Source organism: Halomonas sp. KM007, assembly GCF_050709225.1.
GTDB lineage: Bacteria > Pseudomonadota > Gammaproteobacteria > Pseudomonadales > Halomonadaceae > Vreelandella > Vreelandella hamiltonii.
On the sequence record NZ_CP136131.1, the window covers coordinates 2,860,144 to 2,883,647 of the forward strand.

Annotated in this window: 23 protein-coding genes; 8 read left to right on the top strand and 15 right to left on the bottom strand. The window is 60.7% G+C overall.

Features of this window, described 5'->3' with window-relative positions:
• The first annotated feature begins 99 nt into the window (after window positions 1–99).
• The gene (locus tag RVM27_RS13490; protein WP_498956811.1) at window positions 100–1,350 is read left to right on the top strand and encodes a PQQ-dependent sugar dehydrogenase; all 1,251 of its coding nucleotides are present in this window, start codon (window positions 100–102) and stop codon (window positions 1,348–1,350) included.
• Between the two features lie 75 nt (window positions 1,351–1,425).
• Here RVM27_RS13490 and RVM27_RS13495 read toward each other — a convergent pair whose 3' ends face one another.
• Window positions 1,426–2,361, bottom strand: coding sequence for a cation diffusion facilitator family transporter (locus RVM27_RS13495; protein ID WP_498956812.1), 936 nt, complete (start codon window positions 2,359–2,361; stop codon window positions 1,426–1,428).
• 119 nt (window positions 2,362–2,480) lie between these two features.
• Here RVM27_RS13495 and RVM27_RS13500 point away from each other — a divergent pair, with 119 nt between their 5' ends.
• On the top strand, window positions 2,481–2,996 hold the full coding sequence (locus RVM27_RS13500) for a GNAT family N-acetyltransferase (protein WP_498956813.1): 516 nt from the start codon (window positions 2,481–2,483) through the stop codon (window positions 2,994–2,996).
• A gap of 15 nt (window positions 2,997–3,011) precedes the next feature.
• On the opposite strand, the gene nirD is transcribed toward RVM27_RS13500, so the two are convergent.
• From nirD to RVM27_RS13520, 4 genes are all read right to left on the bottom strand, one after another.
• The gene (nirD, locus tag RVM27_RS13505; protein WP_498956814.1) at window positions 3,012–3,398 is read right to left on the bottom strand and encodes a nitrite reductase small subunit NirD; all 387 of its coding nucleotides are present in this window, start codon (window positions 3,396–3,398) and stop codon (window positions 3,012–3,014) included.
• Window positions 3,399–3,485: 87 nt separating this feature from the next.
• Window positions 3,486–6,002, bottom strand: a complete 2,517-nt coding sequence (gene nirB / locus RVM27_RS13510) for a nitrite reductase large subunit NirB family protein (RefSeq protein WP_498956815.1) — start codon at window positions 6,000–6,002, stop codon at window positions 3,486–3,488.
• Window positions 6,003–6,004: 2 nt separating this feature from the next.
• Entirely contained in the window at window positions 6,005–7,300 is a 1,296-nt protein-coding gene (locus RVM27_RS13515; protein ID WP_498956816.1) for an NAD(P)/FAD-dependent oxidoreductase, read from the bottom strand.
• Window positions 7,301–7,433: 133 nt separating this feature from the next.
• Complete coding sequence (locus RVM27_RS13520) at window positions 7,434–7,904, bottom strand: hypothetical protein (protein WP_498956817.1); 471 nt, start codon at window positions 7,902–7,904, stop codon at window positions 7,434–7,436.
• Between RVM27_RS13520 and RVM27_RS13525 the strand changes: the two genes are divergently transcribed.
• From RVM27_RS13525 to arfA, 4 genes are all read left to right on the top strand, one after another.
• Window positions 7,903–10,617: a nitrate reductase gene (locus RVM27_RS13525; protein WP_498956818.1), complete on the top strand. Its 2,715-nt coding sequence runs from the start codon at window positions 7,903–7,905 to the stop codon at window positions 10,615–10,617. The genes RVM27_RS13520 and RVM27_RS13525 overlap by 2 nt on opposite strands.
• Window positions 10,577–11,461 carry a uroporphyrinogen-III C-methyltransferase gene (cobA, locus tag RVM27_RS13530; protein WP_193460846.1) on the top strand — a complete coding sequence of 295 codons (885 nt, stop codon included), beginning with the start codon at window positions 10,577–10,579 and terminating at the stop codon, window positions 11,459–11,461. Before RVM27_RS13525 ends, cobA begins: the two co-directional genes overlap by 41 nt.
• A gap of 212 nt (window positions 11,462–11,673) precedes the next feature.
• Window positions 11,674–12,042 (top strand): phospholipase D-like domain-containing protein, encoded by a 369-nt coding sequence (locus RVM27_RS13535; RefSeq protein ID WP_498956819.1) that lies wholly within the window; start codon window positions 11,674–11,676, stop codon window positions 12,040–12,042.
• A gap of 124 nt (window positions 12,043–12,166) precedes the next feature.
• Window positions 12,167–12,334, top strand: coding sequence for an alternative ribosome rescue factor ArfA (gene arfA, locus RVM27_RS13540; protein WP_096922430.1), 168 nt, complete (start codon window positions 12,167–12,169; stop codon window positions 12,332–12,334).
• A 128-nt stretch (window positions 12,335–12,462) separates the two neighbouring features.
• On the opposite strand, the gene RVM27_RS13545 is transcribed toward arfA, so the two are convergent.
• From RVM27_RS13545 to RVM27_RS13575, 7 genes are all read right to left on the bottom strand, one after another.
• The gene (locus RVM27_RS13545; RefSeq protein WP_498956820.1) at window positions 12,463–13,014 is read right to left on the bottom strand and encodes a winged helix-turn-helix domain-containing protein; all 552 of its coding nucleotides are present in this window, start codon (window positions 13,012–13,014) and stop codon (window positions 12,463–12,465) included.
• Window positions 13,015–13,240: 226 nt separating this feature from the next.
• On the bottom strand, window positions 13,241–14,848 hold the full coding sequence (locus RVM27_RS13550; protein ID WP_498956821.1) for a gamma-glutamyltransferase family protein: 1,608 nt from the start codon (window positions 14,846–14,848) through the stop codon (window positions 13,241–13,243).
• 58 nt (window positions 14,849–14,906) lie between these two features.
• Window positions 14,907–16,415: a tripartite tricarboxylate transporter permease gene (locus RVM27_RS13555; protein ID WP_096922437.1), complete on the bottom strand. Its 1,509-nt coding sequence runs from the start codon at window positions 16,413–16,415 to the stop codon at window positions 14,907–14,909.
• Window positions 16,416–16,430: 15 nt separating this feature from the next.
• Window positions 16,431–16,901, bottom strand: a complete 471-nt coding sequence (locus RVM27_RS13560) for a tripartite tricarboxylate transporter TctB family protein (RefSeq protein WP_039176840.1) — start codon at window positions 16,899–16,901, stop codon at window positions 16,431–16,433.
• A gap of 104 nt (window positions 16,902–17,005) precedes the next feature.
• A complete protein-coding gene (locus RVM27_RS13565; RefSeq protein WP_227406917.1) occupies window positions 17,006–17,986 on the bottom strand; it encodes a Bug family tripartite tricarboxylate transporter substrate binding protein in 981 nt (326 codons plus the stop codon).
• A gap of 114 nt (window positions 17,987–18,100) precedes the next feature.
• Window positions 18,101–18,631: a chromate transporter gene (locus tag RVM27_RS13570; protein ID WP_039176834.1), complete on the bottom strand. Its 531-nt coding sequence runs from the start codon at window positions 18,629–18,631 to the stop codon at window positions 18,101–18,103.
• On the bottom strand, window positions 18,628–19,185 hold the full coding sequence (locus RVM27_RS13575) for a chromate transporter (RefSeq protein WP_016914715.1): 558 nt from the start codon (window positions 19,183–19,185) through the stop codon (window positions 18,628–18,630). The genes RVM27_RS13570 and RVM27_RS13575 overlap by 4 nt, the downstream gene beginning before the upstream one ends.
• A 215-nt stretch (window positions 19,186–19,400) precedes the next feature.
• Between RVM27_RS13575 and RVM27_RS13580 the strand changes: the two genes are divergently transcribed.
• Window positions 19,401–20,069 carry a GntR family transcriptional regulator gene (locus RVM27_RS13580; protein ID WP_498938578.1) on the top strand — a complete coding sequence of 223 codons (669 nt, stop codon included), beginning with the start codon at window positions 19,401–19,403 and terminating at the stop codon, window positions 20,067–20,069.
• A 115-nt stretch (window positions 20,070–20,184) separates the two neighbouring features.
• Window positions 20,185–20,772 (top strand): DUF1415 domain-containing protein, encoded by a 588-nt coding sequence (locus RVM27_RS13585; RefSeq protein WP_193460842.1) that lies wholly within the window; start codon window positions 20,185–20,187, stop codon window positions 20,770–20,772.
• On the opposite strand, the gene RVM27_RS13590 is transcribed toward RVM27_RS13585, so the two are convergent.
• From RVM27_RS13590 to RVM27_RS13600, 3 genes are all read right to left on the bottom strand, one after another.
• The gene (locus tag RVM27_RS13590; protein ID WP_498956822.1) at window positions 20,750–22,405 is read right to left on the bottom strand and encodes a diguanylate cyclase domain-containing protein; all 1,656 of its coding nucleotides are present in this window, start codon (window positions 22,403–22,405) and stop codon (window positions 20,750–20,752) included. The two genes, RVM27_RS13585 and RVM27_RS13590, sit on opposite strands and share 23 nt — an antisense overlap.
• A gap of 158 nt (window positions 22,406–22,563) precedes the next feature.
• On the bottom strand, window positions 22,564–22,959 hold the full coding sequence (locus RVM27_RS13595; RefSeq protein ID WP_498956823.1) for a hypothetical protein: 396 nt from the start codon (window positions 22,957–22,959) through the stop codon (window positions 22,564–22,566).
• Between the two features lie 34 nt (window positions 22,960–22,993).
• Window positions 22,994–23,494 carry a GNAT family N-acetyltransferase gene (locus RVM27_RS13600; RefSeq protein ID WP_081137752.1) on the bottom strand — a complete coding sequence of 167 codons (501 nt, stop codon included), beginning with the start codon at window positions 23,492–23,494 and terminating at the stop codon, window positions 22,994–22,996.
• Between the last annotated feature and the right edge of the window lie 10 nt (window positions 23,495–23,504).

The following is a 23,504-nucleotide window of genomic DNA, read 5'->3' on the forward strand; positions in this document are numbered from 1 at the left end:
GCTTGCTAACTATTGTTGCTGCCTCTACCAAGGTCTTCTAGGCTGAACCGGTGATAACGCTAATGTTTAACTTTTTTGGGTTCAAGCAAGGAGCACCGCATGAAGACTCAGGGACGATTTCCGCTTTCCGTTGGCAAACTACCCCATTGTACGGCCGCATTTGCGCTGCTGGGCAGCGCGAGCGCCCTTCACGCTGATGTCCGGGCGGTCAATGAAGAAGTCGCCAGTGGCGTAGAAAGTGAAGAGACCCGCTTCACCATCACGCAGGTGTTGAGCGGGCTGGAGCACCCTTGGGCGGTGGCATGGCTGCCGGATGGACGGATGCTGGTGACGGAACGTCCCGGGCGTCTGAATCTGGTCGATGGCGACAACGTGACCGAGCTGGGCAATTTGCCCAAAACGGACATCGACGAGGATGAGGAGTCTGCCACGGAGGGCGGCAATCAAGGCGGTTTGCTGGACGTGGCCGTGCATCCCGATTACGACGAGAATGGCTGGGTCTATTTTACCTTCTCCAGCCCTGGTGATCCCCGCGCCTTCAGTACCTACGAGCCGGATTACGGCACCGGCTTGGCGGTGGCCCGAGCGCGTATCGATGCGGACAGCGCCGAGCTGGTCGATCTCGAAACCCTCTATACCCAAGTGCCGCGCACCCATCCGGGCGCTCACTATGGTTCGCGCATCGCGTTTCCGGGCAACGGCGAGATCATCTTCCCCATCGGCGACCGCAACGTGCAGAACCTGCCGCAAGACCTGACCAACCCGGGCGGCAAGATGATCCGCCTGCTGGAAGAGGGGGGCGCCCACCCGGACAACCCCTTCATCGGGGTCGAGCCCGGCAACCTGCGTCCTGAAATCTACTCCTATGGCCACCGCAACAATCAGGGGCTCACTCTGCACCCTGAGACGGGCGAGCTATGGGCGGTAGACCATGGGCCGAACGGCGGCGATTTGCTCTATCGTGTCGAAGCGGGCGCCAACTACGGCTGGCCCATGGTGGCCTTCGGCACCGAATATACGACCGATGCCCATATCGGCCTGGGCACCGAAGCGCTCGGTGTGACCGCGCCCACCCACGTGTGGGAGGAGTCGATGGCGCCTTCCGGCATGGTGTTCTATACCGCCGATGGCGTCAGCGAGTGGCAGAACAGCCTGTTCGTAGGGTCGCTCAAGCGTGAGCAGCTGCACCGGCTGGTGCTGGACGACAACAACGAAGTCACCCATGAAGAAGTATTGCTGGCGGATACCCTGGGCCGTATTCGCGATGTGCGTCAGGGGCCGGACGGCTACCTCTACGTGCTGACCGACGAGGAAGATGGCGGCCTGTATCGTATCGAACCCGAATCCTGATACGGATAAGCTAAAACAGTGAAGAAGCGCATGAAAGGCACCCTCGGGTGCCTTTCATGGTATGGAGCGAGTGCGTCAACGCGCTTTTTCTATCAGCATGCCGCAGGAGGGCGCCGCCCAGCGGTAATCGGAAGTAAAGACCACATCGCAGACCACCGGGGAGTAGTGCTGACGCACCTCCTGGTCGATGCGCTGGCGCAGGGAATCCTGCGCTTTCAAGGACAGGTTGGGCAGGTGCTCTGGCAGCACCACGTGCACGATCACGTACAGCAATCGACCTGGGCGTACCATCCGCACGCGAACCTCCTCGGTATCCACGTCTGCCAGGCCACGGGCCACCGCCTGGCGCACGGGGGCGGCAACGCTTTCCTCGGGTGTCTTGTTCAGTAGCTCGGCCAGCGCTTGTGAGGCCATGCGTACCGGCACGCCCAGGCAAAGCACCACAACGGCAATGACCAGCACCGAATCCACATACGGGAGCAGGGTTTGCCAACCCAAGGTGTCAAATACCAGAACCAGGCAAAAGGCAGCCAATACGGCGCCTGAAATCACGCTGTTGACCACCCAGTTGAGCTTGTCGGCGGCCACCAGCGGGCTGCTGACACGCTTTTGACGGCGGTGCATGACCCAGGCGGTCAGCGAGCAGGCGGCGGTGGCAAACAGCGCATAAATCACCGCAAGCCCCGCTGAAATTTCTCGCCCGCCAGTCAGCAGCGCCGCTACGGCATCCACCAGCGCGAAGATCGATACCCCCAAAATCAGCAAACCTTTGCATAAATTAACCAGCGACTCGAAGTAGCTGTAGCCGAACGGGTACGACTCGCTATCCGGACGGCTGGCGAGTTTGCTGACCTTGATGGTCACCAGCGCTACGCTAAAGTAGATAAGGTTGAACAGGCCGTCCAACAGAATGGCTTGAGAATTCGAGGCCAGCGTGGCGATGATGCCCGCACAGCCGATCAAGAGGGCCATGAAGGCGGAAAAAGCCAGGGTCGAGGCTTCTGTTTTCATGAACTGATGGCTCCCATGCCTACCTAATCAAGAGGCTGGCAAGCATAGCAACAGGATGGCAGGCAATGTCAGCGATTTCTTGCGGAATTGCCCGTACGCCCCCAAGGAAGGTGATACTCATGCAACATGCCCATGACGTGGCCTTTGATCTGCTCACCCCAGAAGATGCAATCGACTTGCTGCATTTCGAGCTAGCCGAGCGCGTCTGGTTCGAGCAGCATATCGAAGCGCGTCCAGAGCGCTTTTACACGCCGCAAGGCGTGGCTCAGCACATCGTCGAGTGTCTGGCGCTCCATGCTCAGCGGCGGATGAGCCCCTTGATCGTCCGCTGGCGCGGCAGAATCGTGGGCCGTGCAAACCTGCGTGATATCGACAACGGCCAAGCCCGCGTCGGGTATCGCATTGCGCAAGCGGCCTGCGGACAGGGGCTTGCCCATAAAGCGCTCCACCGCCTGATCGAGGATGCCCGCTGCCTGTATGGCATCACCCGCCTGGAGGCCATCGTGGCGGAGGAGAACGCGGCCTCCTGGCGGGTGCTGGAGAAGGCGGGTTTCCGTGCGGAACAGCGTTTGACGGCTTACTCGACCGTATTGGGCAGCCCTCGGGATTGCCAGGTGTTTTGCCGCCGTTGGTGAAGCGTGTGGCTCACCTTACCCCTTTATCCACACCCCCTCCCCCTGAAAGCGTACCTGCCAGGTACGCAGCCTGATGGTGTCATCTTCCACGCACTGGCCATCCTCCAGGCGGAAGTGCTGCTTATACAGCGGGGAGGCCACGACGGGCTTGCCCTGCAGGTCGCCGACGATACCTCGGGCGATGACATAGGCGCCTGAGAAGGGGTCGCGGTGGTCCAGGGCGTAGAGTTCGTGCTCGTGGCCGGGTACGTAGAAAAGCGCCACTTGGGCGGGGCCTTTCGGCGTGCCCAGCCAGGCGGCCACGCCTGAAAAAGCGACCAGGTCGGCCCTGGTGCACAATGGCTGCCAGGTATTCTCGCTGGCAGTGGTGCTTATATCAGTGCTGGTGTCTGTACTCGACATGGAGTCTGTACTCGACATGGAGTCTGAACTCGGCATTGTGTGCTGTGCAGTCGCGGTCATGGCGATTCTCGTGGCGGATGGGCGAAGTTATACGGGGCGCAGCTGGCCACGCTCGGAAGTCATGATGATCGACGGGTCGGGACGCTGGTCGTTGACGAAACTGCGGAAGCGCTTGAGCTTTTCCGGGTCGCTGATGGCGTTGGCCCACTCACACTGGTAGCTGTCCACCACGTGCTGCATCTGGCGCTCCAGCTCAGCACCGATGCCGAGGCTGTCTTCCAGAATCACGTCTTTCAGGTAGTCCAGCCCGCCCTCCAGGTTTTCACGCCATACCGAAGTGCGCTGCAAACGGTCGGCCGTGCGGACGTAGAACATCAGCAAGCGGTCGATGGTGCGGTAGAGCTGTTCGTCATCCAGGTCGGTGGCGAAGAGTTCCGCGTGGCGTGGGCGCATGCCGCCGTTGCCGCACACGTAGAGATTCCAGCCGTTCTCGGTGGCGATGATACCGATGTCCTTGCTCTGGGCTTCCGCACACTCCCGGGTGCAGCCGGAGACGCCGAACTTGATCTTGTGCGGCGCGCGCAGGCCCTTGTAGCGGTTCTCCAGCTGAATCGCCATGCCGACGCTGTCCTGAACGCCGTAGCGGCACCAGGTGCTGCCCACGCAAGACTTCACGGTGCGCAGGGATTTGCCGTACGCGTGGCCGGTCTCGAACCCTGCTTCGATCAGTTCACCCCAGATGGCGGGCAGATCCTCCAGGCGGGCGCCGAACAGGTCGATACGCTGGCCGCCGGTGATTTTGGTGTAGAGCTGATATTTCTGGGCCACTTGACCCAATACCACCAGCTTGTCAGGCGTGATTTCCCCGCCCGCAATGCGTGGTACCACCGAGTAGGTGCCGTTTTTCTGCATATTGGCCATGAAGGTGTCGTTGGTGTCCTGCAGCGGCACGTGGGCGGCATCGGTAATCGGTTCGTTGAAGCAGGACGCGAGGATCGACGCCACGGCGGGTTTGCATATGTCGCAGCCCAACCCGTGGGTATCGGCGTTACCGTGCCTTGCCATCAGCTCGCTGAACGTCTTGATGCCTTCCACGCGCACGAGGTCATAAAGCTCCTGTCGGGTGTGGGCGAAGTGTTCGCAGATCGAGGTGTCTACCTCGACACCGCGGGCGGCCAGCTCGTGGTCCACGACACTTTTCAGCAGGGAAGTGCAGCCGCCACAGCCCGTGCTGGCCTTGGTGGCTCCTTTCACGCTGGCCAGGTCGCTGGCACCCTCGTCGATGGCGCTGCAAATACGGCCTTTGGTGACGTTATGGCAAGAGCAGATCATCGCCGTTTCCGGCAGCGCATCCGGGCCAAGTACCGGGGCAGCGCCGCTTTGCTGAGGCAGAATCAGCGCAGCGGGCTCTTTGGGCAGCGGGATGCCGTTGGCGTAATACTGCAGCAGGGTGTCGTACACGCTGTTATCGCCTACCAGCATCGCCCCCAGCAGCTTCTTGCCATCGCTGCTGACCACCAGCTTGCGGTAGACCTGGGTGAGGGGGTCCAGATAGCGGAACATGCGGGCTCCCGGGTTCTGGGTGCCGTGGGCATCGCCGATAGAGCCGACATCCACACCCAACAGCTTGAGCTTGGTGCTCATGTCGGCACCACTAAAGCAGGCGTCGCCGCCTGTCAGCGTCGAGACCGCCGTTTTGGCCATTTGGTAGCCCGGCGCCACGAGGCCAAAAATACTCTGGTTCCACAGCGCCACCTCACCAACGGCGAGAATGTTGGGGTCGCTGGTGCGGCACTGGTCATCGATCACCACGCCGCCGCGCTCCCCGATACGCAGGCCGCACTCACGGGCCAGCGTATCCTGGGGGCGAATACCGGCCGAGAAGACGATGAGGTCGGTTTCCAGCACCTTGTCATCCTGAAACACCATGCGCAGGCGGCTGGTGTCGCCGGGCTCGATGCGCTGCGTGGCCCGTTCGGTGAGTACCTGAACCCCCAGTGCCTCGATTTTTTCACGCAGCAGCTCGCCGCCTTCGCTATCGACCTGCATGGGCATCAGGCGGGGCGCAAACTCTACCACGGCGGTGTCCAGATTCAGGCCGCGCAGCGCGTTGGCGGCCTCCAGGCCCAGCAGGCCGCCGCCCACCACTACGCCATTGGTGGCGTCCTGGGCGGCGGCGCGAATGGCGTCCAGATCATCCAGGGTACGGTAGACCAGGCAGCCGGGCTGATCGTTGCCGGGAATGGGGGGGACGAAGGGAAACGAGCCGGTGGCCAGGATCAGCTGGTCATAAGGGTATGCGCCCTGGGCGGTGCGCACCGTTTGCTGCTCGCGGTCGATGGCGGTGACGGCTTCGCCGCTGCGCAAGGTAATGCCGTGAGTGGCGTAATAATCGGCATCGCACAGGGCGAGGGACTGCGCATCGCGGCCGCTGAAGTACTCGGAAAGGTGAACCCGGTCGTAGGCACGGTGGCGCTCTTCGCCAAAGATCGTCACCTCGAAAGTGGCCAGCGCACCGCTGTCGACGAGCTGCTCGACGACATGGTGACCGACCATGCCATTACCGACGATGATCAGTTTCTGTTGGGGATGTTGAGTAGACATGGCTAAGCCGCCTCGCGGTGTGAGAATGGGGAAGATGCGTGGGATGCCAGCACGGCCTGGGCATCCGCTGCGCCAAACAGCAGCAGATGGCGGCACGCAGTGAGGTCGGTGGCGGCCAGCGCCTGTTCGAAGTACCAGGGTCCGTGCCGGGTATCACCGTATAGAATGGCGCCCTCCAGGCGTCCCTGATGCATCAGCAGGCGGCAGTAGTCGCCGTTTTCAGGGTCCAGGTAGTGCAGCGTGTCGTGGTGTGGTTCCGCCTCGGTGGGCCCGAACGCGTAAAGCTGCACGCCGCTGACCTTCAGCTTGGTGGCCGTGGGGGCTTCTGCATAATGGGCTGGCGCTTCGCCGCACAGTACGGCGGCCAACACCTCGACCTGCCGCCAGATCGGTTCCACCAGGCCGTACGTGTGCTGTTCGAACTGGCAGCACTCGCCCAGCGCAAAGATGTGCGGGTCGGAAGTGGTCAGGTGGCCATCGACGAGGATGGCCCGCTCGCAGGCGAGCCCCGCCTGCTGGCCAAGGGCGCTGTTGGGGCAAACCCCCGCCGCCATGATGACGTGATCGGCGGGCAGCTGGCGCCCGTCGGCCAGTGTCACGGCACAGACCTGGCCCTGGCCGTCATCTTGCAGGCCGGTCAGCGTCACGCCGGTATGAAAGGTCATGCCTCGTTCCTGCAGGGTGGCTTCCAGCAATTTGGCGGCGGTGGTATCCAGTTGGCGGTTCATCAGCCGTTCACTGCGCTGCAGCAGGCTGACACGCAGCGCCGGGCCGCCGCGCTTGCGCAGGCCGTCGGCGGCTTCCAGGCCCAGCAGGCCGCCGCCCACCACCACCACGTGGCCACCGCGCTGGGCAATGGCTTCCAGGGTGGCCACGTCCTCGAGGGTGCGAAAACCATGCACGCCGCGCAGGGTGACCCCCGGCAGGTCGGGCATGGCCGAGCGGGAGCCGGTGGCTATCACCAGTCGGTCATAGGAGAGTGCATCGCCCGAGTGAGTGATGACCCGCTGACGTTGACGGTCGATCTGCGCAACGCGCTGGCCAAGGCGCAGGCTAACGCCTTGCCGGGCAAGGGCCTCTGGGTCTTGCAGGGTCAGGGCCTGCTGCTCCAGATCACCGGCTAACCGAGGTGACAGCAGGATGCGGTTGTAGGCAGGCACCGGCTCCTCGCCGATCACGGTGATGCGTGCCGGGCGCGACGGGTGACGCAGCAACGTTTCGACCAGTCGATGGCTGGCCATGCCGTTGCCAATGACCACCAGATGCGCGTTGGGTGTGCATCGAGAGACCGTTTCCATGGTGGCTCCTGTGAATAAAAAAACGCCCCTGACACGACCTTCACGAGGAAGGGTGTCAGGGGCGTCGTTGCCCATGGGCAGATTCAGTAACATGCCGCAACCGCCATTGGCTGCGCGATGTAAACTCGTATGACTAGCAGCAGCAAAAAATCGGCCAGCCGATGGCTGGAGCAGTATAGTTTTTTAAAATCAATTGTTTGAGGGTATCAAAAGAAACAGAAGTAGCCGTGGAGCGGGCCATGCCTGCACTGGTTTGGTGCCTCTTGGGGTGATCCTGCACCAGCGAAAGGCTCGCTGGCGTGTTGTGAAGGCGCAGTATGTGAGAGGCGGTTTCTTTAGGTTTATGTTTTTGCTGATATTTATGAGTTTTTTGGAATATAGGTCCAATACTTGCAGTACCCCAGGTAACAACCAACAACGGCTCATTGCAGCATATTTGCCCATAATCAGCACAATGACTAATCGCGTCGAATAACGCTAAACGCAGCAAACCACTGATGAGTACGGCACGTGACGTGCCCCTGTGACAACGGCGTCCAGGCAAGCCTCTTGAGAGAGGCTGGCTTGGGCGCTTTTTGCTTTTTAGCGCGGGAGGAAATGCCATGCCAACGACCGCTCAGGTCAACACCACCTGCCCCTACTGTGGCGTGGGCTGCGGAGTGATGGCTACTCTGGAAAACGGCTGCGTTGCGGCGGTAGAAGGGGATCGCGGGCATCCTGCCAACCATGGCCGGTTATGCGTCAAGGGCACGGCGCTGCATGAAACCCTGGGCCACCATGGTCGACTGCTGCGTCCTCGGGTCGATGGCCGTGAGGTGAGTTGGGAGCAAGCATTGACCGCCACGGCCGAGCGGCTGCAGGCCCAGCGCAGTGCCCATGGCAATGGCTGCGTGGCGGGCTACCTGTCAGGGCAGCTGCTGACCGAAGACTACTATGTCGCCAACAAGCTGTTCAAAGGCTTCCTCGGCACCCCGCATCTGGATACCAACTCACGGCTATGCATGGCGTCGGCCGTGGCGGGCTACAAGCGTGCCTTCGGGGCGGATGCCGTGCCTTGCCAGTATGAAGACCTGGAAGAGGCCGAGCTGGTGGTGCTGGTGGGCTCCAATCTGGCCTGGAATCACCCTGTGCTGTATCAGCGCCTGAAAGTCGCCAAGGAGCGTAATCCACTGATGCGCGTGGTGGTGGTGGACCCGCGAGTCACGGACACCTGTGATATCGCCGATCTGTACCTGGGCATCGCGCCAGGCAGCGACGCCTTTCTGTTCAACGGGCTGCTGGCCTGGATGGCAGCCCAGCAGAAGCTGGACGACGTCTATTTGCAGCGGCACACCGAAGGTATCGAGCAGGCGCTGGCCGCCGCCCAGCAGAGCGCCGGTAGCCTGCAAGCGGTTGCGAAGGCCTGCGACGTCGATGAAGAGCGGCTGGAGACCTTCTACTACTGGTTTGCCAGCCAGCTGCATGTGGTCACTCTGTACTCTCAGGGCGTCAATCAATCCTCCAGTGGTACCGACAAGTGCAATGCGATCATCAATTGCCACCTGGCGGGCGGCAAGATTGGCCTGCCAGGGGCCGGGCCCTTTTCGATCACCGGCCAGCCCAATGCCATGGGCGGGCGCGAAGTGGGCGGGTTGGCGAACCAGCTGGCGGCGCATATGGATTACCACACGCCCGGGGCACGCCAGCGTGTCAGCCGCTTCTGGTCGACGGAGCACCTGTCAGCCTCGTTGCCTGACGGGCCGGGCCACAAGGCGGTGGAGCTGTTCGAGGCCATCGAGCGTGGCGACGTCACGGCGCTGTGGGTCATGGCCACCAACCCGGCAGTGAGTCTGCCGAACGGTGAACAGGTGCGTCGCGCCCTGGCCAAGTGCCCGCTGGTCATCGTTTCGGAGTGTGTGGCCCATACCGACCTGCTGCCCTTTGCCGATATCGTGCTGCCCGCGTCGGGTTGGTCGGAAAAGGATGGCACGGTCACCAACTCCGAGCGGCGCATTTCCCGCCAGCGGGGAATGCTGCCTCCGCCGGGCGAGGCTCAACACGACTGGTGGATCATCTGCGAGGTGGCCAAGCGGTTGGGGTTCGCAGAAGCGTTCGATTATGCCCACCCCTGGGAAATCTTCGATGAGCATGCGCGGCTTTCCGGCTATGAAAATAGCGGTGCCTCTGCGCGGTTGTTCGACATCTCAGGCCTGAGCGGCCTGGGCCAGGCGGCGTATGATGCGCTGGCCCCCATTCAGTGGCCGGTCACTCGGCAAGCGCCCCACGGCACCCCGCGGCTGTTCGTGGATGGCCAGTTTGCCACGCCCAACGGTCGTGCACGGCTGCTGCCGATCGATCCGCGTTTGCCCCAGCAGGCGCTTTGCGAGCGCTACCCGCTGCGCCTCAACACTGGCCGCGTGCGCGACCAGTGGCACACCATGACCCGCACGGCCCGTGCGCCTCGCTTGATGAACCATCGCGCCGAACCCTTCATCGAGCTGCATCCCGAGGACGCCGCCGAGCATGGGCTCGAAGCGCAGTCGCTGGCTCAGTTGAGCGCGGCCACGGGGGAGTATCGGGGGCGTGTGCGCCTTGCCCACGGGCATCGCCGTGGGGAAGTGTTCGTGCCCATGCACTGGACCGACTGCTTTACGGGCCAGGGGCGCAGTGGCGCCTTGCTGCAAGGCATCACCGACCCGGTCTCGGGCCAGCCAGAATCCAAACAGGGCGCCGTGGCCCTGCGTCGGTTACCCATCGCCTGGCAGGCCACCTTGCTGGTGGCCCAGGCAGACGAGTCGCCCGCGTGGTGCGACAGCGATTATTGGGCGCGTATTCCCTTGCCAGGCTGTACGCGCTGGCAACTGGCGGGCTGCCAGCCGAGAGAGGATTGGCTGGTCACGCTCGCCCACTGGTGTGGAACCCCGGCCTCGCTATGGTGTGAAGACGCTGCAACCGGGCGCTTGCGAGCAGCCAGCGTGATCGATGGGCAGCTGCGCTGGTGGCTGATGGTCGGGCCGCCTGACGAGCTGCCAGGGCTTGCCTGGTTGGCTGAAAGATTTACCGATACCGCGCTCTCCAACGCTCAGCGGCGACGCCTGCTGGCCGGTTGTGACGATGGCGCAGCGGATGCTGGCCCGGTGGTGTGCAGCTGCCATCAGGTGGGGCAGGCCAGCATCGTCAAGGCTATTCATCAAGGGGATACCAGCCTCGAGGCGCTGGGCGCACGGCTGGCCTGCGGTACCCAGTGCGGGAGCTGTATCCCTGAATTAAACGCGTTACTCGAACAGGAGCGGCCACATGCGCACACTCGCCAAGCAACTGACCCAGAAATGGCCTGAGGCCCTCATGCGTTTTGGCCTGCGGGCCCTGGCGCCGCTGCAAGATGATGCTACAGCGAGCGTTCGCTTGCCGCTCAGCGGCGAGTGCCGGGCAGGTACGGTTTACCTGGTGGGCGCTGGCAGCGGAGACGTCGAGCTGTTGACGCTGAAGGCGGCGCGGTTATTGATGCAGGCCGATGCCGTGGTCTACGATCGTCTGGTCGGGGATGACGTGCTGGCGCTGATTCCCCCAGGCACCGAGCGCTACTACGTCGGGAAAGCCCGAGGTCACCACAGCGTGCCACAGGCCGACATCGGCCATTTGCTGGTGTCACTGGCTCAGGCGGGCAAGTCGGTGGTGCGCCTGAAAGGCGGTGACCCGAGCGTGTTCGGGCGCATGGGCGAAGAGCTGGCAGCGCTGGCGCAAGCCGCGTTACCGGCACACATCGTCCCGGGTATTACCGCCGCGTCGGCGGCCGCGGCGGGAATGGGAATTCCTTTGACCGACCGCAGCCATGCCCAGCAACTGCGCTTCATTACCGCGCAGCTGTGCCGAGAAGGCGGCACCCCTGACTGGGCAGCGCTGGCCCGACAGGATGAAACGCTGGTGTTCTATATGGGGTTATCCAAGGTGGAGGCCATTTGCCACAGCTTGCGCCAGGCAGGACTGCCAGACACCTGGCCCATCATGCTGGTCGCCAATGCCAGCCAGCCCGACCAGCAATCGCTGACCGGCACCCTGGCGAGCATGCCTGGCCAATTGAGGGACCGGCCGCTGCCATCGCCTTGCCTGATCATGGTCGGCAGCGTGGTCAGCATGGTGGCCCACAGCCCTGCGGCCCGGGGGGCGACGTTGGCGCGCTGACGCTTTCTCTTCAGCGCTTTCTCGTTGACGCTTTGGCTGGCGTTCACTGGGGGGAGCTGCAATCATGAGCCACGCTTATGAGGCAGGGAGCCACTCTTGAAACGCTGCACTCGACTCGTTTTCTATACCAGCTGCGTAGTAGCCGCTCTCTTCATGGTGGGCAGCGTGCTGTATCACATGCTCAGCCGTCACCCAAGCGGTTGCTGGAGCCCGTGTCGGTAGACATGGGCACGCAGGACGAGGCGTTCATGCGCCACGCCTCGGTGAATCGCTGGCGGCCCATGTTGGAAGCAGGCGTGGCGTTCTACGAGTACCAGCCAGCCATGTATCACGCCAAGCTGATCAGTGTCGACGATCGCTTTGCCAGCATCGGGTCGACCAACCTCGACAATCGCTCGTTCAGGATCAACCAGGAAGGCAATCTCAACGTCTACGATGAGGAATTTGCCCGGTATGTGCGCCTGTTGGTGGAAGAGGATCTGCAGCAGGCGGAGCGCTACGACCTCGAGCGCTGGGAGAATCGCCCCTGGCGTAAACGGGTGGCCGGGTGGCTCAGCATGTTGGTGGGGGCGCATCTTTAGCAGCCATTTCCAGCAGACATTTCCAGTAGCGATTGCCGCTCCAGGGAACCAACCTGCCGCTTGTCTGTCCAGAAGCGGACCAATGCTCGTTTGCAAGTCCGAAGAAATTTACATAGGTAAACGTATGAAAAAGCGACACGGTATCAAGGACAATGCCTTGAAAGCACAGCTGCGAACACCCATGTTCAAACTGCAGCAGCAAACGCCCAAGAAGGGCAAGGGCAGCTACTCGCGCAAAGGACGGGGAAGGTTGACTCGATCAACCGACAGAGGGCATCGCCAAGCCGCTTGACGCAGGCAGTTTGGCGATGCTTTCCCCAAGCATCACTGCACACGCTGGCGCGTGATTGCAGACTCTCATCAGCTTCGCCGACCCAGGCACCTCGGGGTGTCGGTCGGCTTTTTTAATTGGCTACCTTTTTAATTGGCCACCTTCTCTACGGGTGTCATATGACAGGTCTCCAGGCGATAGCCTGACTGGTAGATACTGCGCAACCGAAGGCCGTGCCGCCCATCCAGTTCCAGCTTGCGACGCAAACGGCTGACATGGGTATCCACCGTGCGGGTCGAGACATCCCCTTTGATCCCCCACACTAGTTCGAGCAGATGTGCACGGCTCAGCAACTCGCCGACTTTTGAGAAGAACAGCGTCGCCAGACGGTACTCTCGCTCGATGAGCTCCACCATATGCCCATCGACACTGATCGTATTGCAGCAGCCCGAAGGTTTTAGTGACCAGTGCCAACGGGCGTGTCGAGGCCTCTCGGCGAGCGCGATGAGGGCAATGATCGCGCCTTCCAGCGCCACCAGGCCCAGCACGGGGGTAATGGCTTCCCAAAGGCTCGGCGCCTTGGAGGCTTGGTAAGCTTCCATGGCCGCCAGCACGCCATCCACGATCAGTTGGCCAACGTAGGCCGCCACGGCCGGCAGTACACCCGCCACCAGCGTACACAGCGCAAGCCCCAGCATCATCCAGCGTGACGTCTCCTATACCAGGCGCAGGGCATGCTGGCTGTAACGAAAGACGTTGAAAAACCCGCTTGATAGCGCGGGAGAGGAGGAGGGGGCAGGTTTCATGGAGACATCGCTGGGTGGCCAGAAGAAGAAACATCGGTGCCCATGATGCGTGGATTTGCCTGCAAGAGCCAGCCCGCCCTGGGAAGGGCGGGTGGGCAAGAAGCGCCAACGCGGAAATGCGTTAGAGCGGCAGCACGGCGCCGTCGGTACGAGGCTCTGTGCCCCCCTGAAGCACCCCGGTGTCCGAGTTGCGCAGGATGATCTGGCCACGGCCAAAGCTAAGTGAGTCAGCGACCTTGACGATGTGGTGCCCTCGTCGTGCCAGCGCCAGGGCCAGGTGGTTGGGGAAGTCGGCTTCGACTTCGACGGTTTTGCCGGCGGTCCATTTCCAGCGCGGCATATCCAGCGCTGCCTGCGGGTTCAAGTGGTCTTCCAGCATGGCCGTGACGACCTGAACATGGCCCTGAGGCTGCATGTAGCCACCCATCACGCCAAACGGTCCTACCGCCTGATCACCCTTGGTGATGAACCCGGGAATGATGGTGTGATAGGTGCGCTTGCCCGGCGCCAGTGCATTGGCATGCTCGGGGTCCAGCGAGAAGGACCAGCCGCGGTTCTGCAGGCTGATCCCCGTACCCGGCACGACGATGCCAGACCCGAAGCCTTTGAAGTTGCTCTGGATGAACGACACCATGTTGCCTTCGCCATCGGCTGTTGCCAGGTAGACGGTGCCGCCTTGCAACGGGTTGCCATGCTGAGGGTCCAGAGCTTGCTCGTTGATGAGAGCTGCACGAGCCTTCAAGTAGCCATCGTCGAGCATCTGTGCGACCGATGGCTGCATGGCTTCACCTTCGGTGATGTGCTTGAAGCCATCCACATAAGCCAGTTTGGTGGCCTCGATGCGACGGTGCAGGGTTTCCACAGGATCATGGGCAGCCGCGTTCAGGTGCTCCAGCATGCCGAGGGCCTGGAGCACGATCAAGCCGCTGCCATTGGGTGGAATCTCCCAGATATCATGCCCTTGGTAACGGACGCTGATCGGGTCTACCCACTCGGGCTGGTAAGCCGCCAGGTCCTCCTTGCGCAGCAGGCCCCCGTGCTCCTGCGAGAAGGCATCGATGGCATCGGCCAATTCGCCTTCGTAAAATGCTTTGGCATGGGTGTTGGCAATGGCGGTAAGGCTTCTGGCGTGGTCTGGAGACGCCCATAGCTCGCCAGGACGAGGTGCCCGCCCTTTGGGAGCAAAGGTGTCAAACCACGGTTTGAAGGCGGCATCGGGGTAAACGGCGTAGGTGTTGAAGGCCTCTTGCCACATCTGATGAATGATGGGGGTGACCGCAAAGCCCTCTTCTGCCAAGGCGATGGCAGGGGCGATCAGGTCGGCAAAAGGCAGTTTGCCAAAGCGTTCCGAGAGCGCCGCCCAGGCGGCCGGCGTACCGGGCACCGTGACCGGTAGCAAGCCATGGTTGGGCATGACATCGTGGCCTAGCGCTTTCAGGGCATCGATGGTGGACGCCTGAGGGGCAGGACCACTGGCATTCAGGCCGTGCAACTTGCCATCGACCCACACGATGGCAAAGGCATCACCACCGATGCCGTTAGAGGTCGGCTCCACCACGGTGAGCGCTGCTGCCGTTGCAATGGCAGCATCGATGGCATTGCCACCCTGCTGCAAGATGGTGGCCCCGACCTGGGCAGCCAGGGGCTGAGACGTGGCGACCATGCCACGTTTGCCATAGGTGGTCATGCGGCGCGAGGCGCTTGGGTAGAAAAGAGCATCGTTATGCATTGTTGGTTTCCTGTGCAGTGAACAAGGGTTATCGAGATCAGAGTCAGTGAGATCAGAGTCAATGAGATGCAGGTGCCTGTTTCAGACGTTTGGTCTTGCGGTCCTGGTAGAGCGAAAACACCACCGATGCGACGGCTAGCGCAAGAAACAGCGCCGACAGTGGGCGTGTCAAAAACGTCAGCCAGTTAGGGTCGAGTTCCAGCGCTCTGAACAGCTGTCGTTCCAGGTTGTTGCCCAGCACGACACCGAGGATCAATGGCGTCAGCGGCACCTCGGCCTTCCATAGCAGATAGCCAATTACGCCAAAGATGAACAGCACCCAGATATCGAACAGATTGTTATTGAGGGCATAAGCGCCAATGGCGCATAGCATCAGTACGACGGGCACCAAAATTTGCTGGGGAATCAGTGAAATCTTGGCGAACCAACGCACCAGCAGCAGGTTGCACAGCACCATGACGACGGCGCTGATCAACAGCCCCGCGTAAATGGCACCGACCAATACCGGGTTCTGTTCGAACATCATGGGGCCGGGCGTTATGCCATGCAAAATGAGCACGCCCATCATGATGGCCATGGGCAGGTCGCCTGGAATGCCTAACGCCAGGGTAGGCACGAAAGCGCCTCCAGCGACGGCGCTGTTGGAGGCTTCGGACGCGACAATTCCGCTAGGCGTGCCGGTGCCGAAGGTTTCGGGTTGGCGGGAAAATTTCTTGGCCTGATCATAGCTGACGAAGTTTGCCACGGTGCCACCGGTTCCCGGCAGCGCGCCAATCAGGCTGCCGATCAGTGACGAGCGTAGTGTGTTCAGTTTCTGGCCCGCCATGTCACGCATGATCTGACCATAGGGGATGGCGACGTTGGTATCGACGCTTTTCCCGCTGCTGCCAGAGTCACGCATTTTTTCGATATTGCCGAGCAACTGAGAAAAGGCAAAGATGCCAATCATCACCGGCAGCATTTCAAAGCCAGACCCCAGGGCGGGTATGCCGAAGTCAAAACGCAGATTGCTGTTGCGGTCATAGCCCACGGTCGTGATCAAGAGCCCGATGGCCGCGGCCAGCAAGCCTTTCAATAGCGCGCCGTTGGAGAGCCCTGCCACCAGCGTCAGGGCGAACACGATCAGTGCCGTGATCTCCCAGGGGCGGAAATTCATGCTGAAGCTGGCAATCAAGGGGCCAAAGAACACCAGTACGGCAACGCTGATCAAGGTGCCCAGAAACGAGGCCATGACCCCGATGCCCAGCGCTCGCCCAGGCTCCCCCTTCTGAGCCATGGGGTAGCCATCGTAAACCGTGGTAATGGAGGAGGGCGTACCGGGAATGCCCAGCATGACGCCCGAGACGATGCCGCCTGAGTAACCTCCCACGAAGACGCCCACCATCAATGACACCCCGCTGACCGGGTCCATGGCGAACGTGAAGGGAAAGACCACCAGGATGGCCATGGTAACTGTAAAGCCGGGAATGCTTCCCCCGACGATACCAAACAGAACGCCAAGTACGATGAGCCCCAATACGGAAGGGCTGCTGACCTCGGCGAGTGCCTGAAGAAAAAAGTGACTCATGTGAACGCCTCGCCGTTAGGGGAGCCAGACCTTGAGGCCATAGCGGAAAATGATATAGACCAGCGGTACCAGCGTGCCGCTGATACCCAGATTGATCAGCCACTTGCGTCGCGAGTCCATACCTAGCAGCAGCGCCAGCGAAGCCACCATGAACCCCATCGTGGCAACGATGTACCCGAGTACGGGAAGCAGGGCGGCGTACAGCCCGAAGATCCCAAAAAGTGCCAGTACCGATTTCCGCCGGTTGAACCAGTGAGAGACCGCTGCCGACCACGAAGGGGGCGGCGTGGCAGGGGAAAAGAAGGTGCGCACCAGAAGCACCAGTGACAGCAGGGCAATGGTGACCAGCAATATGCGCGGAAAGAGCGCTGAGCCATAGGGCTGCCAACTGGTGGGGGGCCTGATGGAACTCGATTCCACCCACATGACAGCCACGATCAAGAGCAGCGCCAGCGCCAGTGCGCGGTCTTTGGTAAGCGTTAGCATTAGCGATGCCTCCACAGGCCCCTGGGGTGCTTGCCGCAGGGGCCAATGACAGAGTGAGACCTATAAAGCGTCAGTACGTGATGAAGCAGCTCTCTGCGAGTCGATCAGTTCTGAAAATCGATGTTTTCAGCTGCCGCAGATAGCGCTGCCTCGTTCTCCGTCAAAAACGCTTGATAGTCGTCGCCTGCCAGGAAGCGAACCACAGACCCGAATTCATTCTCGATACGGCTCTGCACTTGTTCGTTTTCCAGCGCTTGGCCGTACGCGGCAGCCACCGTGTCGAGGATTTCCTGAGGAGTGCCTTTGGGCGCAAAAATGCCGCGGCTGGTGGAGTGGTCCATCTCGATGCCCTGTTCTCGCAGGGTGGCTACGTCAGGCAAGCTGTCCAGCCGCTCGGGGTGAGCGATGCCTAGCGGCACGAAGGTGCCGTCCTGGTAGAAGGCGCCCCCGGACGGAAGATTGAACATGGCGAAGTCGATCTCCTGGGCCATCAGCGCAGAAACCTGCTCGCCGGTATCCGGGTAACCCACCAGGCGGATATCGGCCATATCGATTCCGGCCTCCTGGAAAAATTGTGCCCAGAAGAAGTGGTCCGTCGAACTGGGGATCATGCTGAAGCGCACCTGGCCCGGATTCTCACGCACGTATTCGGCGATGTCGGCAGCGCTTTCCACCGGGTGCCCGGCATAGGTCGTGGGAATGTTGATGGTTTGCGTCAGCAGAGCAATCGGCTCGAAGGCATCAAAAGAGTAGTCGACCGTTCCAGCCAGCTTGGAAAGTGCAATGGTGTCATGGCTACCCAGCAGGGTATAGCCGTTAGGCGTGGCATCCTTGACGTTACGCGAACCCAGTGTCGCGCCTGCGCCAGCCATGTTCATGGGTACGATGGATGTGCCAAGGTGCTGTTCGGCCTCTTGGGAAATCAACCGGAAGATGATGTCCGTGGCGCCGCCAGGACCATAGGGAATGACCAGCCGGATGTCCTGCTCCGGATAGTCGGCGAAGGCATTGGAAGTGAACGCCATGCTGGCGCTGAGGCCAATGGCTACCAGGGTAGTGCTGAGAGCAAGTGTCGAACGCGTCATGTGATACACCTTTTTTTGATTGAGTTGGTGTGGTGGGCCACTGCCTTTCAGCAGTGACAGGGTGAGCGCGTGGTCCCATTTCGGGTTCTTGTTGTATGCAGTGAAACGTCAAGATCAGCCCAGAAAGAGCCCTCCATAAACCAGTGCGCCGATGACAACGAAAGCGGGGTGGGTGTTGAATCGCACAAGCGCGATGGCCGCGACGATACCGATGATCAGGGTGTGGACGATGCCGCTGCTGGCGGTGCTTTCCAGCAGGAAACTGAGCGTGAGCCACGCCATCATGATGGCAATGACCGGGCGTACCCACTGGCTCATGCGCTTGACCCTGGGCGATTCACGGTGGCGGTAGAGCAGCCCCAGTGCCCCGATCATCAGCAGCAGGGAAGGAACCACCGTCGCGGCCACGGCAACGGCGGCGCCTCCCAGGCCAGCGACTTCATAGCCGATATAGCCCGCCATCTTGGTGGCGATAGGGCTGGGAAGCGCGTTACCCAGGGCCAGGGTTTCGGCAAACCCCTGCGAACTCATCCAGCCGTAGCGGCCAACCACTTCTGCCTCGATGAGCGGGATGATGGCCGGCCCGCCACCGTAACCCACGATGTTGGGAATAAAGAACGCCAGAAACAGCTCCCAGTAGATCATGCGGCCTCCTTCGAGCGCGCTTGGCGGTTTGGCCGCAGCAGCGCTGCCAGCAGAATGGCGCCGATGACGAAGCCTGGGTGAACGCCAAGCCAGTAGATGACGCCACCCGCGACGACGGCCATGACAATACTGACCAGCCAGCCCAGCGCGGCGCGTGATTTATCGAAGAAATCCCAGGTGAGCTGGCCCATCATGACCATCACCACCGGGATCACGGCCTGCCCCATGCCCTGTATCCAGCCAATGTCGCGATAGCGACTGAAAGCACCCAGCATCACGACCATGGCGATCAGCATGGGCAACACCACTGCCAGCACGGAGAGCACGCACCCACTGATGCCCGCCACGCGGTAGCCAATGTAGCCTGGCATCTTGGTGGCGATGGGCCCCGGCAGGGTATTGCCAATCGCCAGCACATCGGCAAACTCCTCGTCGGTGAGCCACTGATGGCGTGTCACGACTTCTGCATGCACCAGCGGTATCATGGAGGGGCCACCGCCAAAGCCAAAAATGCCCACCCTGAAAAAAGCCCAGAAGAGCGCGGTTTGTTTCATGTGTCGAACGCCTGTGTAAACGTCTTCGAGGACGGCGTGGCAACGGCCGAAGCGGGGTCGAATGGCATGCGGATGACTCTTTGATCGTTTGTAGGTTAAAAAATCGATTATCTTGTCTAAAATAGAATATAGGTGAGCCTGTCGAGGGGCGTCAACACTTGGTCTCATCATCTCCGCCAACCGATGCAGAGAAAAACCTGCCTGAGGACTCGGTAATGAACAAACATATTCAGCTCTCCGCAGAGAAAGTGCCTGGCTCCATTTACGACGTTTTGCGCCGTGATTTGGTCGCGGGGCGTTTTGCGGCAGGGGAGAAGCTGGCCATCAATGCGCTCAAGGAGCAGTATCAGGTGGGGCTGAGCCCACTACGTGAAGCCTTGAACAAGCTGGCAGCCTATGGCCTGCTGATTCAGGAGAATCAACGTGGTTTCAGAGTACCCAAGCTCTCCCGAGAAGAACTGGACGACATTGCTCGGATGCGCACCGAACTCGAAGGCATGGCGCTGGAGCGTGCCATCGCCCACGGAGATGCGGTATGGGAGGCCGACCTGCTGGCGGCGGCACACCGCCTCAAACGCGCCGATCTCACGCTGGAAAACGTCGAAGAGTGGGAGCGGCTGCACACCCAGTTTCATCGTACGCTGGTGGCGTCCTGCGGTTCGGTGTGGCTGCTGCGCTTCATCGAGCAGTTGCACGATCAGTTCGATCGCTACCGTCGGCTAGGCCCGAAAATGCCCACCATCCGTCAGGAACTGGACGATCAGCACCATCAGCTGGTAGCGCTTGCCCTGAAACGTGATGCGGTTGCTGCGCGGGCATTAATGGACGACCATATCCACAAATCCTATGAAGTCGCGCTGGCGCGATACCACCAGCATGCCTGATGGCTGGGTCCCAAAAGAGTGTTAGGGATAGTTTTTTTAGAGATAGTTTTTAGTAATCGTTTTTAGGAATCGTTTTTAGGAATCGTTTTTAGGAATCGTTTTTAGGAATAGCTTTATGGATACCGCTTCCTCTGCTTCGCATCACGCTGACGATGCCTTGGTCGTTGCCCAGACGCTCACTTGGGTGGCCAACTTCATCGTCGGGCACAATATCTGCCCCTTTGCCAAGCGTGAATTGGAGCGCGAGGCGGTGCGTGTGGAAGTCGTGCGCTCCAAAAAGGTGGATATTGCGCTGGAGGAGCTGGTCGCCGAGTTCGAGTGGCTGGATGCCCACTCAGAGGCAGAAACCAGCCTGCTGGTGTTTCCCACGCTGTTCAAAAACTTCGACCACTACCTGGACTTCGTGGAACTGGCGGAACAGCTATTGGAACAGCTGGGCTATGAGGGCGTGTATCAACTGGCGACGTTTCACCCCGATTACTGCTTCGCCGATGCCGACCCCGACGAGGCCGCCAACTACTCCAACCGTTCGCCGCATCCGATGATCCACGTATTACGTGAAGCCAGCGTGGAAAAAGCCATCGAGTTCTACGGCGATACGGCGGCCATTCCGGAACGCAACATCACTTACCTCACCGAGATGGGCACGGACGCGCTGGAGCAGCAGTGGCAGCGCTGTTTCACACTCCCGGTCGATAAATGACCAGGCGATGTTTGCCCTGATGCTTGGCCTGATACAGCGCGTTGTCGGCATGGCGTATGACCTGTTGAATGTCCATGCCATATTCGGGCCACACCGCAGCGCCCAGGCTGCAACCGACTTGGGCGGTCATGTTGCCGGGCAATTCGATAGGCAGTGCGATTTGAGTGAGTAAGCGCTGGCTTACTTCCTCGGCCAGAGAGTGACTATTTTCTGGCGTGCTCTTGATGACCATGAGGAACTCATCGCCGCCCAGCCTGGCGACCACATCACCACTGCGCAAGGTAGCCCTCAAACGCTGGGTGATTTCGATCAGCAGTAGATCACCCGCATGATGCCCCAGTGTATCGTTGACGTTCTTGAAGCCATCCAAGTCGAACATCAGCATGATCAGGTTCTGCTGTTGGCGTTGGGCCTCCGGCTGGGCATGCTGCAAGTACTGATTCAGAAAGGCGCGATTGGGCAAGCCGGTCAATGGGTCGGTATTCACCAGGTCCGCCAGTTGATTGATGGTCTGGCGCTGGTCCTGCAGGCGCTCGACCATTTTGCGGATCGAGGTGGAGAGGCGCTCCAGCTCAGGTGAGCCCGTTTCGATCTCGATGGCACAGCGGCTTTGGGCGGTTTGAATATGATCGGCGGATCGGGCCAGGCGCGTTAACGGGGCCACCAGGCGTGCTGCAAAAATCCAGCCGATAATCGAGAACATCAGCGCCATCAGTAAACCGGTGCCTAAAATGAGCTCCTGTACCCTCGCCACAGGGGCAAAGGCCGTGTCCACCGGCTGACGGCTAATGGCGATCCAGCCCAAGCCAGGAAAGGCACCAAAGGCTTGGCTTGGTGCCATGCCGGTCATGTAATCTTCACCATCGGGCCAGGTTTCGATGGACCAGGTGGCACTGGACATCGTGCCACTGGCCGGGGCAAACGTGAGCGTTTCGCCCAGCAGGTCAGGGGGCCCCAGAATCACAGAACCCTCTTCAGAAAGCAGTAGTAGCTCCGTTTGCTGCTCACGCAGGGCGGGGGTGAACATCGAGGCTTTTACCTGTGCCGCCCAATCCCAACTGAGGTGCACGGCCAAGACCCCAAGCAACTGGTCTTGCCCATTGAGCAGCGGTGCCGCGATATCCACGAACTTGATCGGCTCGCCACTAGGGTTGGGCAGCAGTTGGGCCAGCAGGACAGCCTCATGTACGTCGCCAATCCAGAGGGCTTGCCTGCCTTCCATGAACACCGGCCGAGCCGCGATGGACTGGCCTTCGAGTATGCCCTCTGTGGCAGCGACAACGACTCCTTCCGCGTCGGTCACGCCAATCCATGAGGTCACCTCGTAGTTGCGCTGTAGCTGTTCGAGTTGGAGGCGCGTCAACGGGGCATCGGGATTCCCCATGGCGTCACGAATGCCCAGCAGCAGCTGCGCTTCCTTGATGCGAGCATCCATGCTGCGGCTCAATTTATCCGCCATTTGATACGCCGTGTTGGCACTGGCTTCGCCAATCTGATGTTCCAAATGAAACGCGGCTTTGCGAGAGGCAACTAAGCTCAGCAACAGCGTGATGGCAAAGACGAGCGCCGTAATCAAGCCGATGATGCGAGTGCGAAGCGGCAGGCGGCGTAATGAAGTGTAGGATGTCAGCATGGGGAGGCTTGGGAGGCAGTCAGCAGCGGAAAAGGGCTACCCTATCGCAATTTTAATTTTTGTACGATAGAGCAGGGCAATGACGCAGGCCAGCCTGGCCTGCGTCATGGGGTTATCGATAGCGTGATGCCGCTAGAGCGCCATGGACGAGGCGGCGATCAAAACTCTTCCCATTCCGGCTCGGCGTGCGAAGATTCGATATCGCTGGTCAAATCGCCTTGGGCGATGTTTTCACACAGCTGCATGGCCCGCTGCAAAGGGCTTACGATCAGTCTACGGATACCGATTTGTACGCCAACGAACAGGGCGATTGCCAGGAAAATCAAGATGCCGCTAAAGATCAGGGTTAACTGGTGCAAACGCTCTGCCTGAGCAATCTCCGTGGCGGAGAGTTCCTGGGCCCGACGATTGAATGCTCTAATGGCATCTGTCAGTACATCAAACTCGGTGTTCAGATAGTCGCGGTACGCCACCAGCGCGGCGTAGTTTCCTGTCGCGAGATCATTACGAAACGTATCGGTAATCAGCCGTGAGTAGTGATGTCTGCCGGTCATGGCCTCAATGCGCTATGTAAGCATTCACTACGAGTCACTTGTTGAGAGATTTGTGCATGACGTAGGTGTCCACCAGTCCCAGCGACGGATGGCGAAACGCCTGGGGTACGGTGCCGACAATGGCAAATCCCAGCCGCTGCCACAGGGTGACCGCAACGTGATTGCTGGCCACGACGGCATTGAACTGCATCGCCTCGAAGCCAGCGTCACCGGCCAGTACCTGAGAGTGTTCGCACATGGCGCGGGCCACGCCTTTGCCGCGTGCATGGGGTGTCACCATATAGCCGCAGTTGCAGACATGCTTGCCGGGGCCTGCGGCATTGGCCTTGAGGTAATAAGCCCCCAGCAGTTGACCTTGCTCGTCCTTGACGGCCAGGCTGTGCAGCGGCAGCGTACACCATAGGTGGTAGGCATCATCAAAGGTGATGTCGGGGTCTATCGCGTACGTTTCCTGTGCCGCTACAATGCTCTGGAACGTTGGCCAGAACAGGGCGAAATCGTCGCGGGTCATCGGGGTAAATGCAAAACGCTGCATGAGTATTCCT

What these genes read in the sequence shown, in the direction of transcription:
- RVM27_RS13490 (WP_498956811.1), top strand. Translation starts at nt 100, where the DNA reads ATGAAGACTCAGGGACGATTTCCGCTTTCCGTTGGCAAACTACCCCAT.
- RVM27_RS13495 (WP_498956812.1), bottom strand. Translation starts at nt 2,361, where the DNA reads ATGAAAACAGAAGCCTCGACCCTGGCTTTTTCCGCCTTCATGGCCCTC.
- RVM27_RS13500 (WP_498956813.1), top strand. Translation starts at nt 2,481, where the DNA reads ATGCAACATGCCCATGACGTGGCCTTTGATCTGCTCACCCCAGAAGAT.
- nirD (WP_498956814.1), bottom strand. Translation starts at nt 3,398, where the DNA reads ATGTCGAGTACAGACACCAGCACTGATATAAGCACCACTGCCAGCGAG.
- nirB (WP_498956815.1), bottom strand. Translation starts at nt 6,002, where the DNA reads ATGTCTACTCAACATCCCCAACAGAAACTGATCATCGTCGGTAATGGC.
- RVM27_RS13515 (WP_498956816.1), bottom strand. Translation starts at nt 7,300, where the DNA reads ATGGAAACGGTCTCTCGATGCACACCCAACGCGCATCTGGTGGTCATT.
- RVM27_RS13525 (WP_498956818.1), top strand. Translation starts at nt 7,903, where the DNA reads ATGCCAACGACCGCTCAGGTCAACACCACCTGCCCCTACTGTGGCGTG.
- RVM27_RS13520 (WP_498956817.1), bottom strand. Translation starts at nt 7,904, where the DNA reads ATGGCATTTCCTCCCGCGCTAAAAAGCAAAAAGCGCCCAAGCCAGCCT.
- cobA (WP_193460846.1), top strand. Translation starts at nt 10,577, where the DNA reads ATGCGCACACTCGCCAAGCAACTGACCCAGAAATGGCCTGAGGCCCTC.
- arfA (WP_096922430.1), top strand. Translation starts at nt 12,167, where the DNA reads ATGAAAAAGCGACACGGTATCAAGGACAATGCCTTGAAAGCACAGCTG.
- RVM27_RS13545 (WP_498956820.1), bottom strand. Translation starts at nt 13,014, where the DNA reads ATGATGCTGGGGCTTGCGCTGTGTACGCTGGTGGCGGGTGTACTGCCG.
- RVM27_RS13550 (WP_498956821.1), bottom strand. Translation starts at nt 14,848, where the DNA reads ATGCATAACGATGCTCTTTTCTACCCAAGCGCCTCGCGCCGCATGACC.
- RVM27_RS13555 (WP_096922437.1), bottom strand. Translation starts at nt 16,415, where the DNA reads ATGAGTCACTTTTTTCTTCAGGCACTCGCCGAGGTCAGCAGCCCTTCC.
- RVM27_RS13560 (WP_039176840.1), bottom strand. Translation starts at nt 16,901, where the DNA reads ATGCTAACGCTTACCAAAGACCGCGCACTGGCGCTGGCGCTGCTCTTG.
- RVM27_RS13565 (WP_227406917.1), bottom strand. Translation starts at nt 17,986, where the DNA reads ATGACGCGTTCGACACTTGCTCTCAGCACTACCCTGGTAGCCATTGGC.
- RVM27_RS13570 (WP_039176834.1), bottom strand. Translation starts at nt 18,631, where the DNA reads ATGATCTACTGGGAGCTGTTTCTGGCGTTCTTTATTCCCAACATCGTG.
- RVM27_RS13575 (WP_016914715.1), bottom strand. Translation starts at nt 19,185, where the DNA reads ATGAAACAAACCGCGCTCTTCTGGGCTTTTTTCAGGGTGGGCATTTTT.
- RVM27_RS13580 (WP_498938578.1), top strand. Translation starts at nt 19,401, where the DNA reads ATGAACAAACATATTCAGCTCTCCGCAGAGAAAGTGCCTGGCTCCATT.
- RVM27_RS13585 (WP_193460842.1), top strand. Translation starts at nt 20,185, where the DNA reads ATGGATACCGCTTCCTCTGCTTCGCATCACGCTGACGATGCCTTGGTC.
- RVM27_RS13590 (WP_498956822.1), bottom strand. Translation starts at nt 22,405, where the DNA reads ATGCTGACATCCTACACTTCATTACGCCGCCTGCCGCTTCGCACTCGC.
- RVM27_RS13595 (WP_498956823.1), bottom strand. Translation starts at nt 22,959, where the DNA reads ATGACCGGCAGACATCACTACTCACGGCTGATTACCGATACGTTTCGT.
- RVM27_RS13600 (WP_081137752.1), bottom strand. Translation starts at nt 23,494, where the DNA reads ATGCAGCGTTTTGCATTTACCCCGATGACCCGCGACGATTTCGCCCTG.